This is a genomic window from Streptomyces sp. CNB091 (assembly GCF_000377965.1).
Window position 1 is genome coordinate 282,546 of record NZ_KB899001.1, and the last position, 16,438, is coordinate 298,983.

Below are 16,438 nucleotides of genomic sequence, written 5' to 3' on the forward strand. Positions count from 1 at the left end.
ATGGACGAGTGACGTCCACCGAAGCAGCAGCAAGCGCTCTACAGGACCATGCCGCCCTTTGGAGCATAGGAGAAACCCGCGCGATCGACGTGGTAAATGCCGCCTGTGCTGCTCTCGTCGCCGGACTCGACACCCCCGGCCTTCGCATGCTCGCCGCCTGCACGCGCGCCGAGGCGGACTACGACGTCCACGACCTACTGCCCGCAGCACTCGACGAACTCGGCCTCGTCTTCTATCCGGTCGACAGCGAGACCGGTCAGGAAGCCGCCGCTCGAGCCCTCGCACGCCGCATGCTCGCCGGAGAGCTCAGGCCTTGGGAGTTCACCTTCCGGATTCACCAGCGCCACGGACACGAGCTGCCCCTGACCGAGCGCCTCGCAGAACTCGACGACGAGTACGACATCCTCGAATACGGCGACAGAACCCTGGACCAGGTCAATGCCGAGGTCACCGCCGAAGCCCGCCGCCTCGCAGCCCACCCCACGGTTCCCACCGAACGCACGGACTCGCCCAGCTGAAGCACACGGGCCGACCCTCGAGTTCCCGCTGAACAGACTTCGGTTTACCTTCGGCGCAGTCATTCTGTGTGCTGGGACGCCGCAGGGGCGTGGTCGGTGCTGGCCGCACCTCACATTCTGCCTGTTGGTGGATAACCTGCTCTCATGCTGGAGAAGGTGCCCAAAGCGATCAAGCGTGTGAACAAGCAGGACCTCGTAGAGCTAAGTTCGAGGAGTAAGCGCCTCAACCTCGGCAGGGGACGCGAGCCTGGATGGCTTGATCAGCACCTGGCCGACGATGCGAACGGGTCTCTGCGAGCGATCCTCCTTGAGCATCCTCCCAAGCCTTGTTATCGCTGCCTCGTCCTGATCAAGCGGGCCGACCGCGAAGTCGAGCACTTCCTGCTCGACGTGCTGTCGGAGGATTTCGACCGGCTTGAGGACATCGCCGGCGAGGCTCTACTGACCTACACGCGCTGGGCGTTGTCTCAGATCCCGTTGAATCCCCTTCCTGCGGAGTAGCAGGTTGCAGCCCGCCGCTCGGTGGCACTGCGACGCCGGAACCTGACCGGGCAGACGATCGAGGACATCATCAAACTCGGATCGGCACGTTCCCTCGCGGCCAACACCCGCGAAAACCAGAGCTGCAACCAACCAAGACCGACTACGCAGGCAACGTGGCGCTGCCTCAGTGCCCGGACCACCAAGGCGGAAGAGGCACGAGGCGAGGGCCCGCAATCGCAAGATGCTCGCCCTCCCGGCCTCAGCAGTGGCCAGGGCGTGCGTACACCGTGATCGCTGAGCCGTCGGCTGTGCGCGCGCTGCATGCCTCGAAGTGGTCAGCGAGCGTGTCCCGCTTCACGCGGGCCAGGGCGTCGTCTTCCACCGCGACGCCGGACGGCGAGTCGACGGCGACGATCCGGTAGCGCGTGAGCATCCGAGCGCGTAGTTCGTCGGGCGGCACCTCAGTGCCGTACAGGCTGTGCGAGGCGGCCGGGCCACGTGCCCGTGCAAGATCCACTCCGGCGCCGGGCCTGGAGTCGGCGAGTTCCCACGCACGGCGCTTTACGGACAGGTAGACCACGCCGGCATCGGGCCGGGTGGTCTCGCGCAGGGTTGCGGCGAGTGTGGTCATGTCGTCCGAGCGGCTCGCGGGGGTGCGCAGCTCAAGGGTGGCCGGCACCAATGCCACGCAGGCGACAACAGCCGCGATGACCGCACCCGCGCGGACCCCGGGCCTGAGCCGCAGCGCCTGATCGAACGCGGCACCGAGGAGCAGCGCAAGGCCTGCGTCGCCGTAGACCACATATCGGTCCAGGTACAGCGGCTTGGCCAGGGACAACAGCATCAGGAGTCCGGTCGGCGCGAGGAAGAGGCTGAGGCCGAGGGCGATCAGCCGACCCCCGTGTGCGGTGCGGGTCCGCCGCGCCCCGGCGAGCGCCGCCGCTGCCAGGGCCGCCCCGGCCATGAGTGAGAAGCGGGCGTACTCGCCCGGCTTCGTGGCGTCCAGCCAGCCCACCTGGCTGGACTGCCGCATGCTCACCAGCACAAGGGGGGCGAGCGCCACCACGACAGACACAGCCGTCTCGGCGAAGATCCGGCGCCTCGCACGCGGCACGAACAGGGCATGCGCGGCCAACGCGAGTACCGCGAACTCGTGCAGCAGACAGGCCGCGAGCAGCAGCCCCGCGTACGCCGCCCACATGCCCCGCCGGTCGCGCTCGACCGCTCGCACCAAGGTGTATGTCGCCCAGACAACAAGGGCGCACACCAGCGCGTACGAACGACCCTCCTGCGAGTACTGCTGCACCCCGGGCAGCGCGGCGAACACGATGCCCGCGCACAACCCGGCACGCGGCCCTGCCAGATGCGCGGCGAGTATCGCGACACCGGCCGTGGCCGCTGCCATCGCGAGCACGGAGGGCAGCCGCAGTACGACCACGTCGGTGCCGAAGACGCCGAAGAGGCAGTGCATCAACAGGTAGTAGAGACCGTGCACGGCGTCCACGCGTCCCAACGTCTGCCAGAGAGCGGGAAGATCACGACTCGCGAGCCCGATCGTCACGGCCTCGTCATGCCATACGGCATCACCGCGCCGAACCCCCCAGAGGCCGAGCGCGAGCGTGAGCAGCACCGGCACAACGACAACGCGCCGCCGACCGAGTACCGCCGGCACGCGAGGGTCGGGCGCGGCGCAGGACGGAGCGGGGGGTCCGAGGACCTGAGCGGTGGCGATGACTGGCTCCTGTGTGCCTCGACGGGTGGGGTAGGCCGAGTCCAGCCGCCGAGGAATTGATGCGCAGCCCCCGTCCCGAGCACCAATCAATTCCCGGCAGGTCGCCGAACAGCAGGAACGCCTGCCGATAGGGTCGTAGCGCTGATGGGGGACGCGGCCGTGGCAGGAGAGGCGCGCATCACGTGATGGGGGAGTTACCGATGGGGCGCCGCGAGAAGCCGCTCGACCCGGCTGCGGGCGCCGCCCCACGCCTCGCGTACGAGCTGCGGAAATTGCGCGGGGAAGCCGGCACACCCACATATCGGGCGATGGCTGAGCACGTCGGGTTCTCGGCCCCGACCCTGTCCGCCGCTGCGTCTGGTGGACGGGTGCCGACGCTGCCCGTGCTGCTCGCCTATGTGCGTGCCTGCGGTGGCGACGAGGCGGAATGGGAGCGGCGTTGGCGCACGGCCACGGCAGACGCTGCCGAGGAAGCCGGGGCCATGGAGGAGGTGGCGACCTCCCCCTACAAGGGCCTGGCCCGGTTCGAGCCCGACGACCGGGACACCTACTTCGGGCGCGGTGAACTCGTCGCGGAACTGGCCGCCGCCGTCGCCCGCCACCGCGTCGTCGCGCTGGTGGGCGGCTCCGGCAGCGGCAAGTCCTCCTTGCTGCGCGCTGGGCTCGTCCCCGCCCTGCGCGGCGAACAGGATCCGCGGCGCAGGCCCGCCCTCGTCCGTGTCATCACTCCGTCGGATCACCCCGACCCTGCCCTGCTCGCACCGGTTGCTGCCGAAGAGGGCGACACGATCGTCCTGATCGACCAGTTCGAGGAGTTGTTCACGCTCTGCCAGGACAACTCCTCCCGCGCCCGGTTCGTCGAAGCGCTGCTCGCCGCCCGCGCACCCGGGAGCCGAGTACGCGTTGTCATCGCCGTGCGCGCCGACTTCTACGGTCGCTGTGCCGACCACGGTCCGCTCGCCGACGCCTTGCGATCCGCCACGCTCCTCGTCGGCCCGATGACGTCCGCCCAGCTCAGGGAGGCCATCATCGGGCCGGCACAGCGCGATCGTCTTGTCGTGGAGAAGGCGTTGACCGCGCGCATCGTTGCCGACGTCGAGAGTCAGCCGGGTGGTCTGCCGCTCATGGCACATGCCCTTCTTGAGGTCTGGCGCCGGCGCCGGGGCAAGACCCTCACCGAGCAGGCGTACGACGCGATCGGGGGGATACGCGGAGCCATCGCCCACACCGCGGAGGCGGTGTATGCCCGCTTCACCGACGAGCAGGCCGCCGTCGCCCGTCGGCTGCTGCTGCGTTTGGTTTGGCCGGGCGACGGCACGCAGGACACCCGTCGGCCCGTGGACCGAGCCGAAATACCCTCGGCAATCGCGGAGTCGGCCGTCCTGGAGGAGTTGGTGCGGGCTCGGTTGCTCACCGTCGACGGTGCCACGGTCGACCTCGCACACGAAGCCCTGCTCACCGCATGGCCACGGCTGCGGGGCTGGATCGAGGCTGACCGGGAACGGCTGCGTCTGCATCGTGCGCTGACGGAGGCCGCCCGTGTGTGGGAGGCACTGGACCGGGATCCCGGAGCCCTGTACCGGGGCGTACGGCTCTCGGCGGCTCGTGAGGCGTTTGGTGATCGGTACGACCGGGTTCGGGAGGACGCGAGCAGTTCCGGCGAGCTGACGGCTTTGGAAGGCGACTTCCATCTCGCGAGCCTGGTCGCCCACGAGCAGGCACGACGCACACGCGTACGTGGTGCGCGCCGCCGCCGCTTTCTGCTGGCGGCCCTCGCGCTGCTGATGTGCCTGGCCGCGGTCGCCGGCACGGTGGCCTGGCAGCAGAGCCGTGTCAGCGACCGCCGCCACGACGAGGCCGAGGCCCGCCGTGTCGTCGCTGTCGCGACCGCCCTACGTGCCTCGGACCCGCGATTGGCCATGCGGCTGAGCGTGGCGTCCTGGCGGATCGCGGACCTGCCGGAAACCCGGGAGGCGGTGCGGGGTGCCGCTTCCCAGCGCGAGCAGTCGTCGTTCACACCGCGCGACGGCACGGGTGACCTGCAATCCCAGGGACGACTCAGTGCAGACGGCCGGATCCTGACAAAGGTCGGCAGGGACCGTGTGTATCGATGGGACTCACGCACCGGCCGCTCACTGGGCGAGGCCAGGATCCCGGGCGACGCCTTCGCATCGGTTCTCGCCGTCAGCCGCGACGCCGGGCGGGTCGCGTATCTCGACAGCCGGGGTGCCGTCGTCGTGCGGGACCTGCACGACGGACAGCGGTCGCACCGACTCGGTCGCCTTCAGGGGGGCTATCCGGAAGCGGAGTTCGGCCCCGACGGGCGGCTGCTCCTCACCGAGGACGCCGACAAGGAGCAGAGCGGGTCCAGGGTTCAGGTGTGGGACGTGGAGACGGGTCGGCTCGTGTTCACAGCGGGATCGCGCGAGGGCGACGGCCCCTTCGCCCAGCTGAGCCCCGACGGTAGGCTCTTGGCCGCCTGCGCATACGAGGGCGCCCGGCTTTCGGTCTGGGACATCGAGTCGAAGCGCCGAATGCCCGCACCCTGGACCCGCGAGGCGGGCCGCGAACTGTGCGACGAGGGAGCCCGGTTCACGTTCTTGCCCGACAGCCGCGCCCTTGCCGTCGGCGTGGACGGCGGAGTCCGTACCTGGGATGTGCGGGACGGCCGGGAACGGCCGAGGATCAAGACGGGCGGACAGGACAGGCCGGAAGCGTCCTTCAGCACCGACGGGGCGTACGCCGTCACCGCCCAGGGCCGTGACATAGCCCTGTGGCACGCCGCTCACCCGGACCGCCCGCTGACGACCTACACACCGGAGGGGCCCTACGTTGTCGAGCCACGGGTCGATCCGGGAGACGGGGTGTTGCGCTTCGTCGTCGGCGGGGCGAGCACCGTGAAGACGCTCGATGTTCGCGCCGTACTGGCGGCAACCGCATCCGGGCGGCAAGGACAGCGCTACCAGCAGGCCGAGTTCAGTGCGGACGGAGCCACGGCCGTGACGACACGGCGGGACGGCCAGGACTGGGAGTTCCGGCTGCACGAACGCGGCGGCAGGACGACCGCCCTGCCGGGCCGGGCCCGCAGGGACACGGCACCGCACGTGGCCTTCTCGCCCGACGGCCGTACCGTCGCATACGGAGGCTCCGAGGTTCGCCTGTGGAACGTGGATCACCGGCGCGAGACCGCGCGGATCAGGGTGCCGGAACTGATCGAGACCATTGCCGTGGGCGCGGACGCCGCGTCCCTGCTGTTCGCCACGTCTCGACCGATCGGAGGGCAGAACGACGACCCCAGCGTCGTCGAGGTGTGGCGGGCCTCCGAGCAGGCCAGGAGCCGTCTGCTGCGCACCCGGACCGAGACGTCCTCCGTCTTCCTGACACCGGACGCGACTGCTCTGCTCGCGTCGAACGGCGATCAGTACGACCTGGGCACCGGCCGCAGAGTCACCGGCCTGCACGGCCAGGAAACGCTGCAGGCTGCGCGGTTCAGCCAGGACGGGAACCACCTGGCGGTCAGCACCCGTGACGGCCGGGTCACCCTCTGGGACAGCCTCGGCCGGCACCGCAACGCGGTCCTCGCACAATCGGACCACGAGGCACGGAACGAACCGCTGCCCGTCGCCTTCTCGGCCGACGGCGAGTTCGTCGCGGTCGGAACCCAGGACGGTTCCGTACGCGTCTGGGAAACCGCCTCTCCCGGCACCCCGGGCACCCTCATCCAGGTCGGCGCGGACCGGATCCTCGGCCTCGGATTCACCGACGGCAGCGACCACCTGCGAATCGCGACCCCGCACAGCGTGCGCCGGGAGGTCGGTGTACTCGACCCGCAGCAGGCCGCGTGGGAGGTGTGCGAAAGGGCTGAGGGCGGGCTCGGGGCGGAACAGTGGGACGCCTACCTGCCCGAGCTTTCCTACCGGCAGACCTGCTGAGGTAGCCAGACATTTGACGCAACTGCTCGGACTCCCGCCCAGTAGGCGCCGCCGCCCCAGAAGCCGTGGACCAGGACGATCGCGGGTTTGTCAGCCATCGGGCGGTGCCTTTCGAGGGGGTGACGTGGCGGAAGCCGTTCGTCCCCAGCAGACGCCCGTCCGCCCCTCGCCGCATGCGGGAGCCGTCATTCAGGTGGCCGCCCGGGGCCCCGTCACGGTGAAAGCCCGGTCATGAGCCCGTCAGGCCGCCTCGGCGCCAGGCGTGGCGGATCTTCAGCCGTCCGTATCCGACCGCCCCCGAGAAGCGGATGCGCGGCGCTCCGGGGCGGGTCGGCTGCCGGGGCTTGTAGCGCAGGTCCTTCCAGCCGGTCGTCACTCCCTCGACCTCGACGATCGCGTCGCGCGGCACCGTGATCCTCGCGTTGCCGGTGCCGAGGCTCAGCTCGATGTCGACGACCGGGTACTCGATGACCGCCCGGGACAGGTCCAGCCGCACCCGCCCGAAGGCGGACTCGACCTTGAGGACGCGGGGGACCCGCCAGGCGCCCCGCCGCTTGATCCGTCCACCGGCGGCGGCGATCGTCGCCGTGGCGCCCGGGTCCTCCGCCGGGAGCAGGTCGACGGCCGCCGCGAGCTCGCCCTGCGTCGTGGCGGCCAGCACCCGGCCGAGGCGCTCGTCCATCTCCTCGTGCCCGATGTGCTCGTCGGCGTACGCCTCCCGCACGCGCCGTACGGCGCTCTCGCGGTCGTCTTCGCCCACGCGCGAAGCGGCGTTTCCCTGGGGTGAGTTCACCGCTTCACTTTAGTGCGGCGCCGGCGCGGCGGACATGGTGAAGTCCCACGGTCTCAGGAGGCCGACACCTCGGCTTCCTTGCGGGCGTCGTAGTCGGCGCGCGCCTTCGCGATCTCCAGCTGGTGGCTCTCGGTCCAGTCGACCAGGGACCTGATCGTCGTGTGCAGCGTCGCGCCCAGCTCCGTCAGCTCGTACTCCACGCGGGGCGGGACGACGGGGTAGACCGTGCGCCGCACCAGGCCGTCGCGTTCGAGCTGGCGCAGGGTCACCGTCAGCATGCGCTGGCTGATGCCTTCGATCAGCCGGCGCAGCTCGGAGAAGCGCAGCGTACGGCGTTCCAGGTGGGCGATGGCGAGGAGCGACCACTTGTCCGCGACGCGGTCGAGGATCTGCCGCACCTCGCATCCCTCGCGGACGTCCCACTGGCTGATGTCGTAGTCCTGACCGGCCCCGGTATCCACGCAGTTACTCGGTGACTTCGAAGTGCCTTCTTCCATACCTCCCCACGGTGCCGCAAGCTTCGGGTGGTTACAAGAGGGAACCGACCGGCGACTCGGTAACTCAGGCCCGTTCGCGGCTGCTTGACGCCTTTCTGTGTTGATCTCCGGCGCCAACCCCGCTCTGGCCGACCGCTGTTGCGGCACCTCGTCAGGCCTGTTCCGTCCGTACTCAAGGAGAAGCCCCATGTCCTCATCACCGCCCCTTCCGGGATCGAGCAGTGACCGCATGACCGGCCACGCCCGGGGCGTGCTGCTCGTCCTGTGCGGCGCGATCTTCCTGGAGGGCATCGATGTGGCCATGCTCAACGTGGCCCTGCCCGCGATCCGCGAGGACCTGGACCTGTCCACCGGCACGCTCCAGTGGGTGATGAGCGCGTACGTCCTCGGCTACGGCGGCTTCATGCTGCTGGGCGGACGGGCGGCCGACCTGTTCGGCCGTCGCCGCATGTTCGTCCTCTGGCTCGTGGTGTTCCTGCTCTTCTCCGGTCTGGGCGGGCTGGCCACCGAGGGCTGGATGCTGGTCGTCGCACGCTTCGTGACGGGGATCGCCGCGGCCTTCATGACCCCGGCCGGCCTGTCGATCATCACCACCGGCTTCCCGGAGGGGCCGGCGCGCGACAAGGCCCTGCTGGTCTACGCGGGCACCGCCGCCGGGGGCTTCTCGATCGGCCTGGTCGTCGGCGGGCTGCTCTCCGCCATCGACTGGCGCTGGGTGTTCTTCGCCCCGGTCGTCCTCTCGTTCGGCATCCTTCTCGCCGCGCTCGCCCTCGTCCCCGCCTCGCCCCGTCCGGAGCGCGCCGGGCAAGGCGTCGACCTGGGCGGAGCGGTCACCGTCACCGCGGGGATCCTGCTGCTCGTCTTCGGCGTCGAGCGGGCCACGCACGTCCCGGCCGTCCGGACCGTCGGCACGATCGGCGCGGCCCTGCTCCTCTTCCTCGCGTTCGTCCTGATCGAGCGCGCCTCGTCCTCACCGCTGGTGCGCCTGGGCCTCTTCCGCAGCGGGGCACTGGTCCGCGCCAATGTGTCGGGACTGCTGTTCGCCGCCGGGTTCTTCGGCTTCCAGTTCATCGCCGTGCTCTACCTCCAGGAACTGCGCGGCTGGTCGCCCCTCCAGACCAGTTTCGCGCTGATCGTGATCGGCGTGGACGCGGTCCTCTCGCCGCTCCTCACCCCGAGGCTGGTGGCCCGGTTCGGCAACGCCCGGGTCATCTTCGGCGGGCTGCTTGTCGCGTCGCTGGCGTACGCCCTGTTCCTGCCGATCGCCGCGGACTGGACGTACGCGGCGATGTTCCCGGGCCTGCTCCTCCTGGGTGTGGCGTTCTCCCTGGTCTACGGGCCCCTCACCATCGTGGCCACCGGTGGCATCGCCGAGGAGGAGCAGGGGGTGGCCGGCGGGCTGCTTTACACGTCCTTCCAGTTCGGGGCCGCGCTGGGACTGTCCGCCGTGGCTGCCGTCAACATCGGCGCGACGGACGGGACTTCACCTGCCGCCCTCCTCGACGGGTACCGGGCGGCCCTGGTCGTCCCACTGGCCGCCGCCCTGACCGCCGCCGCCGTCAGCGCGTTCGGTCTCCGCGCCCGACGGGCGGCGGCGACGGGCGGGCCCTCGTCCGGCGACGGCGGTCGGGGCGGCGCGGCCTCGCCGGGCGGGAACGATGCCGCGAGCGGCGTCGAGCGGCCGGCCGCGATCGGCGCCTGAAGAAGCGGACGGGAGGTACCGCTGTGGGGTTCGGGCGGAGGCCCGCCCGCCCCCCCCAGCCGTACGCCGCCTCCCCCGCCCCGCCCCGCCCCGTATTCCGGTCGACACCTCGCGCACAGGTCCGGCAGAGTCTCCTCATGGATCTCACCGATCTCACGGCCCACCACTGGCCCCTCTACGGACTTCGCCTCCGCACTCCGCGCCTCGAACTGCGGCTGCCCGACCTCGGTCTCCTGGACGAGCTGGCCTCGGTGGCGGCTCACGGTGTGCACGACGCGGACCGCATGCCGTTCAACGTGCCGTGGACCGACGGGACCCCCGACGAGGTGGGTCGGGCGGTCTTCCAGCACCTGCTGGGGACGGTGGCCGGCTGGTCCGCCCAGGACTGGACGCTCAGCCTGGCCGTCCTTCACGAGGGAAAGGTCATCGGGCGGCAGGACCTGATGGGGCGGCAGTTCGGGGTAAGACGGCAGGCCGAGACCGGGTCGTGGCTCGGGCTCCCGTACCAGGGCCGGGGGCTCGGTACGGAGATGCGCGCCGCCGCCCTTCACCTCGCCTTCGCCGAGCTCGGCGCGCGGTACGCGGTCTCCGCCGCCATGACCGACAACCCCCGTTCGCTCGGGGTCTCGCGGCGGCTCGGATACCTGGACGACGGGCTGAAGACGGATGTCGTACGGGGGGCTCCCGTCACTCTGCGGCGGCTGCGCCTGAACCGGGCACGGTGGGAGGCGCACCGGAACGTGGACGTGACCACGGAGGGACTCGCGGCCTGCCGGGCGGAGTTCGGGGTCTGAGGCGGCGGTCAAGGGCATCACACCACCCCACTAGGCAAGGGTAGGCTAACCTTCCTTCGGATCGCCCCAGTCGGAAGCCGGGCCTGTCCGTCCGCCGCTCCGGCCCGCCCCGGAGGAGCCCCGTTGACGTCGACGACTGCCACCGCCCGCGAAGTCGCCCCGTTCCGGCTCTTCGGGCTGATCGTCCTGCGGACCAGACGGCTGGGCCCGTCCATCCTCCGGGTCACGCTCGGAGGGCCGGGAGCCGAGGGCTTCAGCGGCGGGGGCCGCGACCAGAGCCTGGCGATCCTGCTGCCCCGCCCGGGGATGAGCGAGGCGGTGGCCCCGGCGGGCGGGAGCGGGGCGCGGCACGGGGAAGGGCTGGCGCTGCCCGAGGACGAACGGGCGGTGACGCGTTCGTATGCCGTACGGGCCCAGCGGCTGTGCGCGGACGGTTCCACCGAGGTCGACCTCGACTTCGTGCTGCACGACACCGGCGGCCCCGGCTGCCGCTGGGCGATGGCGGCCACCCCCGGCGACCCGCTCACGGTGCTGGGCCCCGCGGCGGCGGACAACGCTGCCGTACGCTTCCGGCCGCCGGCCGACACCGACTGGGTGCTGATCCGGGCCGACGAGACCGCCCTGCCCGCCGCGGCCGCCGCCCTGGAGTGGCTGCCCGCGGGGATGCCGGCCCGGGCCTGGCTGGAGGTGCCGCGCACCGAGGACCGGCAGGCGCTGAACACGGCGGCGAAGGCCCGGATCAGCTGGCTCGTCCGGAACGAAGGCGCCGCCTGCGGTGTGGAGACCGTGCGCGCCGCCGAGCTGCCCGAGGGCACTCCGTACGCGTGGATCGCGGGCGAGGCGTCCGGGGTACGGGCGCTGCGTCACCACCTCGTCCAGGAGCGGGGCTTCGACCGTGAGCGGGTGACGTCCACCGCGTACTGGCGACGCGGACTCCCCGAGGAGCAGGCTCGGGAGGCCGAAGCGGAAGCGGGGGCGTAACCGCCGGAGAAGCCCCCGGCCGGCCGGCGGGAAGAGGAGGGGGCGTCGGTGATGGCGGCGGCTTGGACGACCCTCGACGGGCGTGCGTGACCAGCGAAGACGCTCCCTGACTGCCCGGCCACGGGTCAGAGCCCGTCCAGAGGTTCACCCGTTCCGGTGGTCGTGCCCGGAATCACCGCCCTGGGACGCCGAGCCACCCATGATCGGCCCGGTGATCACCCACCACGCACCCCTCGCCTCCGGGCACGGGGGGCTCGGGCCGTCGAGGTCGGCGTGGCTGTGACGGTGACACGCAGCGATATGCGTAACTCTGAGTCATGGAACGCGAGAAGCGTGAACCGTGCGAAGTGTTTTCCACTGGAGGCGAAAGAGTGTCACGTCAGCGTCTGAGGCTGGGAGTACTGGCCCTTGCGGCACTGGTTCTGTCAGGTCCCGCGGTTGCCCCGACCGCGGCGGTAACCTCCTGGCCGGTCACCGCGAGCGTCCACGGGCAGGCCGTCCTGGCGGCCCCGTCGGCCGACGAGGACCCGGGCTTCCTCAAAAGGCGTCAGAAGGCTCAGGCCGAGGGGCTCATCGACGCCGATGGCCGAGTCCCGGGAAGTCAGAGCGAGGGAGGCCGCGCATGGCCACACGATGACACGGGATACCGCATCCAGCCCCGGGACCTGGAATTCCTGGGGCTGACGCAGCAGCAGGTGAGGTGGTGGCGCAACTACCAGGCGCCGTTGGGCACGACCCCCCACCAGTTCAAGCGCATGTCGGCTTCCCTGTTCAGGGTCCTGTGCTCCTCCTGCGAGCGCCCGCAGGACTATGACGTACGGCTCCAGGGGTCATGGGCGTTCTTCTTCTCGGGCCGCCACAAGGACTTCCCGACCGAACGGGACCTGGCGGGGCAGCCGGTGGCGCCGGCGAGGTTCCAGGAGTGGATGGGCTCCACACCTCCCGCCGAGCGCCCGGCGCGCCGCCCGTTCGACTCTTTGCACAAACTGGGGATGCTCGACGGGAACGGGAAGCCGCTCGGACCCAGCGACGGGGACTTCCACATCGCGTCCGACGTCATGGTGGCCGAGGCCCGGGCGAAGTGGGACGAGCTGAAGAGCGCGGGCAAGCTCAGCGATGCGGACATCCGCACGGGATTCGTTCATCAGAAATACAGCTTCATCAACCGGACGGCGGTCCGGGAGGCCTTCCCGGAGCTCGAGAAGTGGGCGACCGTATGGGAGGAGCGGCTGGGCCGGCCCATCGCGCCGTCGCTGTTCCCCAGCTCCGGGCCCCCCGACAAGTCTCAGGAGGGGAGCGGGGTCTCCACTCACTTCCGGAACTCCGACTGGGTGGTGACCAACCCGCCGAAGCACTGACCGCCCCGGCTCCGTCCCGGCCGGCCGGGACGCGGTCCACGCCCCCGGCCTGAACGCCGTACCCCCTCCTCGGCCGCCGCCGTTCCCGCTCCGACGGGGGCGGCGGCGGCCGTTTGCGCGAGGTCGGCTCCGGCGTCGACCTCAGGACCGCCGAGGGGGCGAGAGGGAGCAAGAGGGGAGGAGACGAGAGGGGCGAGGGGGCGAGGGGGCGAGGGGGTGAGGGGGTGAGGGGGTGAGGGGAACGATCGATTACGGGTTAGGTTAGGCTCGCCTTACTTTGACATCGCGTCCTCCTCCCCCCTTTCCTGCCCGGAGGGCCGCGATGAAGTTCCCCTCACCCGGGAGGACCCCTCCATGCGTTCGCACCTGCTCAACAACACGACCGCGGACCACTATCGGCACACCGTCTCCGCAGGAGTGGAACGGGTCGCGGCCACGCTCGCCGCCACCGAGCGCCCCTTCAGCGGGATCGGTGTCGACGAGCTCTCCCCCGTCGTCGACGCGATCGACCTCGACCGGCCGCTCGGCGACACCGTTGCCGCCCTCGACGAGCTCGGCGAGGTCTACCTCCGCGACGCCGTCTACTTCCACCACCCCCGCTATCTGGGCCACCTCAACTGCCCGGTCGTCATACCCGCCCTGCTCGGCGAGGCCGTGCTCTCCGCGGTCAACTCCTCCCTCGACACCTGGGACCAGTCCGCGGGCGGCACCCTCATCGAGCGCCGGCTGATCGACTGGACCACCGAGCGGATCGGGCTCGGCCCGGCCGCCGACGGCATCTTCACCAGCGGCGGTACGCAGTCCAACCTCCAGGCCCTGCTGCTGGCGCGGGAGGAGGCGAAGGTCCGGCCGGAGCACTTCACCCGGCTGCGGATCCTCACCTCCGAGTGCAGCCACTTCAGCGTGCAGAAGTCCGCGGGGCTCCTCGGCCTCGGACCGGACGCCGTCGTCTCCGTCCCCGTCGACCGCGACAAGCGGATGCGGACCGTGGCCCTCGCCCGCGCCCTGGAGCGTTGTGGTGCCGAGGGGACCGTCCCGATGGCCGTCGTCGCGACCGCCGGCACCACGGACTTCGGCTCCATCGACCCGCTGCCCGAGATCGCCGCGCTCTGCGAGCAGTTCGCCGTCTGGATGCATGTGGACGCCGCGTACGGCTGCGGGCTGCTCGCCTCCCGTGCGCGGGGCGGGCTGCTCGAAGGCATCGCGCGCGCCGACTCGGTCACCGTGGACTACCACAAGTCCTTCTTCCAGCCGGTGAGTTCATCGGCGCTGCTGGTCCGCGACCGGGCGGCCCTGCGGCACGCGACGTACCACGCGGAGTATCTGAACCCGCGCCGGATGGCCGAGGAGCGGATACCGAACCAGGTCGACAAGTCGCTCCAGACGACCCGCCGGTTCGACGCGCTCAAGCTCTGGATGACGCTCCGCGTCATGGGCGCGGACGGCATCGGGGAACTGTTCGACGAGGTCTGCGACCTGGCCGCCGAGGGGTGGCGGCTGCTCGCCGCCGACCCACGCTTCGACGTGGTCGTCGAGCCGCGGCTCTCCACGCTCGTCTTCCGCTACATCCCGCCCGGTGTCACCTCCCCCGACGAGATCGACCGCGCCAACCTCCAGGCCCGCAGAGCGCTGTTCGCGTCCGGGGAGGCCGTCGTCGCGGGCACCAAGGTGGGCGAGCGCCAGTATCTGAAGTTCACCCTGCTCAACCCCGAGACGACCGTGCACGACATCGCCGCGGTCCTCGATCTGATCGCCGGCCACGCCGAGAAGTACCTGGGAGACTCCCTTGACCGCGCTTCCTGAGCCCCACGACTTCATCGGGATCGGGCTCGGCCCGTTCAACCTCGGCCTGGCCTGCCTGACCGAGCCGATCGACGAGCTGAACGGCGTCTTCCTGGAGTCCAAGCCGGACTTCGAGTGGCACGCCGGGATGTTCCTCGAAGGGGCCCATCTCCAGACGCCGTTCATGTCGGACCTGGTCACGATGGCCGACCCGACCTCGCCGTACTCGTTCCTGAACTACCTCAAGGAACGCGGCCGGCTCTACTCCTTCTACATCCGGGAGAACTTCTACCCGCTGCGGACCGAGTACAACGACTACTGCCGTTGGGCCGCCGCGAAACTGAGCGGCATCCGGTTCGGCGAGACCGTCGAGACCGTGACGTACGACGAGGGCTCCGGGCTCTACACCGTGCGCACCGCCTCCGGTGAGCTGTTCCGCTCCCGGCACCTGGTCCTCGGCACCGGCACCCCGCCGCACATCCCGGAGGCCTGTCAGGGGCTCGGCGGGGACTTCCTGCACAACTCCCGTTATCTGGACGGGAAAGCCGGCCTCCAGAAGAAGAAGTCGATCACCCTGGTCGGCAGCGGGCAGAGCGCGGCGGAGATCTACTACGACCTGCTCTCCGAGATCGACACATACGGTTACCGGCTCACCTGGGTCACCCGCTCCCCGCGGTTCTTCCCGCTGGAGTACACCAAGCTGACGCTGGAGATGACCTCCCCGGAGTACATCGACTACTTCCACGCGCTGCCCGAGGAGACCCGTTACCGGCTGGAGACCGGTCAGAAGGGGCTGTTCAAGGGCATCGACGGGGAGTTGATCGACGCGATCTTCGACCTGCTCTACCAGAAGAACGTCGCCGGCCCCGCGCCGACCAGGCTGCTGTCAAACTCGGCTCTCGTCAGCGCGCGTTACGACGCGGAGGGCGGCGCGTACAGCCTGGGGATGCGCCAGGAGGAGCAGGGCAAGGACTACGAGCTCACCACCGAGGGCCTGGTCCTCGCCACCGGTTACCGGTACGAGCCGCCCGCCTTCCTCGCGCCCGTCACCGGGCGGCTGCGCCACGACAGCCGGGGCCGCTTCGACGTGGCCCGCAACTACAGCATCGACACCACCGGGCGCGGGGTCTTCCTCCAGAACGCCTCGGTGCACACCCACTCGATCACCTCCCCCGACCTCGGCATGGGCGCCTACCGCAACGCGTACATCATCGGCGAGCTGCTCGGCCGCGAGGTCTACCCGGTCGAGAAGTCCATCGCCTTCCAGGAGTTCGCCGTATGAGCCGCCCCGGCAGTCGTCGCCCCGATCAACCCCGCCCCGACACACTCGGCGCCTTCGCCGTCCGCCCGCTGGACCCCGCCGCCGACGCCGCACTGGTGCACGGCTGGGTGACCCACCCCAAAGCCGCGTACTGGCTGATGGGCGACGCCGGGATCGCGGACGTGGAGGGGGAGTACCGGTCCATCGCCGCTCACCCGCACCACGACGCGTTCATCGGGCTGCACGACGGCGCGCCCGCCTTCCTGATCGAGCGCTACGACCCCACCGAGGTCGAGCTGAAAGGGCTGTACGAGGCGGAGCCCGGCGACATCGGGATGCACTTCCTGGTCGCCCCCACCGACACCCCGGTGCACGGCTTCACCCGGGCCGTGATCACCACCGTGATGGATTTCCTCTTCGCCGACCCGTCGGTGCGCCGGGTCGTCGTCGAGCCCGACGTCACCAACAGCGCCGTGCAGGCCCTCAACAAGGCCGTCGGTTTCGACGTGCTCCGGGAGATCGCCAAACCGGAGAAGAACGCCCTGCTCAGCGCCTGCACCCGTGCGCAGTTCGAAGCAGCAGTTCGAAGCAGCAACCGGAGGTAA

General features: G+C 70.5%; 13 protein-coding genes. 10 read left to right on the plus strand and 3 right to left on the minus strand.

What is annotated here, in order from left to right:
* The first annotated feature begins 8 nt into the window (after nt 1-8).
* The gene (locus D581_RS0122170) at nt 9-518 is read left to right on the plus strand and encodes a hypothetical protein (RefSeq protein ID WP_026290784.1); all 510 of its coding nucleotides are present in this window, start codon (nt 9-11) and stop codon (nt 516-518) included.
* 144 nt (nt 519-662) lie between these two features.
* Nucleotides 663-1,019 carry a hypothetical protein gene (locus tag D581_RS0122175; protein ID WP_018959399.1) on the plus strand — a complete coding sequence of 119 codons (357 nt, stop codon included), beginning with the start codon at nt 663-665 and terminating at the stop codon, nt 1,017-1,019.
* 241 nt (nt 1,020-1,260) lie between these two features.
* Here D581_RS0122175 and D581_RS01000000137555 read toward each other — a convergent pair whose 3' ends face one another.
* On the minus strand, nt 1,261-2,505 hold the full coding sequence (locus D581_RS01000000137555) for a glycosyltransferase family 39 protein (protein WP_486585870.1): 1,245 nt from the start codon (nt 2,503-2,505) through the stop codon (nt 1,261-1,263).
* A 536-nt stretch (nt 2,506-3,041) separates the two neighbouring features.
* On the opposite strand from D581_RS01000000137555, the gene D581_RS0122185 reads away from it, so the two are divergent.
* A complete protein-coding gene (locus D581_RS0122185) occupies nt 3,042-6,665 on the plus strand; it encodes a WD40 repeat domain-containing protein (protein ID WP_051114620.1) in 3,624 nt (1,207 codons plus the stop codon).
* A gap of 229 nt (nt 6,666-6,894) precedes the next feature.
* Here the strand turns inward: D581_RS0122185 and D581_RS0122190 are convergent, their stop codons facing one another.
* Both D581_RS0122190 and D581_RS0122195 read right to left on the minus strand, forming a co-directional pair.
* Entirely contained in the window at nt 6,895-7,458 is a 564-nt protein-coding gene (locus D581_RS0122190; protein WP_032752869.1) for a DUF1707 and DUF2154 domain-containing protein, read from the minus strand.
* 53 nt (nt 7,459-7,511) lie between these two features.
* Nucleotides 7,512-7,955 carry a winged helix-turn-helix transcriptional regulator gene (locus tag D581_RS0122195; RefSeq protein WP_026290786.1) on the minus strand — a complete coding sequence of 148 codons (444 nt, stop codon included), beginning with the start codon at nt 7,953-7,955 and terminating at the stop codon, nt 7,512-7,514.
* Between the two features lie 229 nt (nt 7,956-8,184).
* Here D581_RS0122195 and D581_RS0122200 point away from each other — a divergent pair, with 229 nt between their 5' ends.
* The 7 genes from D581_RS0122200 (at nt 8,185) to D581_RS0122230 (ending at nt 16,438) form a co-directional block, all read left to right on the plus strand.
* Nucleotides 8,185-9,657, plus strand: a complete 1,473-nt coding sequence (locus D581_RS0122200) for an MFS transporter (RefSeq protein WP_018959404.1) — start codon at nt 8,185-8,187, stop codon at nt 9,655-9,657.
* Between the two features lie 137 nt (nt 9,658-9,794).
* Nucleotides 9,795-10,451, plus strand: coding sequence for a GNAT family N-acetyltransferase (locus tag D581_RS0122205; RefSeq protein ID WP_018959405.1), 657 nt, complete (start codon nt 9,795-9,797; stop codon nt 10,449-10,451).
* Between the two features lie 123 nt (nt 10,452-10,574).
* Entirely contained in the window at nt 10,575-11,432 is an 858-nt protein-coding gene (locus D581_RS0122210; RefSeq protein WP_018959406.1) for a siderophore-interacting protein, read from the plus strand.
* A gap of 317 nt (nt 11,433-11,749) precedes the next feature.
* The gene (locus D581_RS0122215) at nt 11,750-12,790 is read left to right on the plus strand and encodes a hypothetical protein (protein WP_469220109.1); all 1,041 of its coding nucleotides are present in this window, start codon (nt 11,750-11,752) and stop codon (nt 12,788-12,790) included.
* A 354-nt stretch (nt 12,791-13,144) separates the two neighbouring features.
* Nucleotides 13,145-14,593 (plus strand): pyridoxal phosphate-dependent decarboxylase family protein, encoded by a 1,449-nt coding sequence (locus D581_RS0122220; RefSeq protein WP_018959408.1) that lies wholly within the window; start codon nt 13,145-13,147, stop codon nt 14,591-14,593.
* Entirely contained in the window at nt 14,577-15,854 is a 1,278-nt protein-coding gene (locus D581_RS0122225) for a lysine N(6)-hydroxylase/L-ornithine N(5)-oxygenase family protein (protein ID WP_018959409.1), read from the plus strand. Before D581_RS0122220 ends, D581_RS0122225 begins: the two co-directional genes overlap by 17 nt.
* Nucleotides 15,851-16,438 (plus strand): GNAT family N-acetyltransferase, encoded by a 588-nt coding sequence (locus D581_RS0122230; RefSeq protein ID WP_018959410.1) that lies wholly within the window; start codon nt 15,851-15,853, stop codon nt 16,436-16,438. Before D581_RS0122225 ends, D581_RS0122230 begins: the two co-directional genes overlap by 4 nt.

What these genes read in the sequence shown, in the direction of transcription:
- D581_RS0122175 (WP_018959399.1), top strand. Translation starts at nt 663, where the DNA reads ATGCTGGAGAAGGTGCCCAAAGCGATCAAGCGTGTGAACAAGCAGGAC.
- D581_RS0122185 (WP_051114620.1), top strand. Translation starts at nt 3,042, where the DNA reads ATGGCTGAGCACGTCGGGTTCTCGGCCCCGACCCTGTCCGCCGCTGCG.
- D581_RS0122195 (WP_026290786.1), bottom strand. Translation starts at nt 7,955, where the DNA reads ATGGAAGAAGGCACTTCGAAGTCACCGAGTAACTGCGTGGATACCGGG.
- D581_RS0122200 (WP_018959404.1), top strand. Translation starts at nt 8,185, where the DNA reads ATGACCGGCCACGCCCGGGGCGTGCTGCTCGTCCTGTGCGGCGCGATC.
- D581_RS0122205 (WP_018959405.1), top strand. Translation starts at nt 9,795, where the DNA reads ATGGATCTCACCGATCTCACGGCCCACCACTGGCCCCTCTACGGACTT.
- D581_RS0122215 (WP_469220109.1), top strand. Translation starts at nt 11,750, where the DNA reads ATGGAACGCGAGAAGCGTGAACCGTGCGAAGTGTTTTCCACTGGAGGC.
- D581_RS0122220 (WP_018959408.1), top strand. Translation starts at nt 13,145, where the DNA reads ATGCGTTCGCACCTGCTCAACAACACGACCGCGGACCACTATCGGCAC.
- D581_RS0122230 (WP_018959410.1), top strand. Translation starts at nt 15,851, where the DNA reads ATGAGCCGCCCCGGCAGTCGTCGCCCCGATCAACCCCGCCCCGACACA.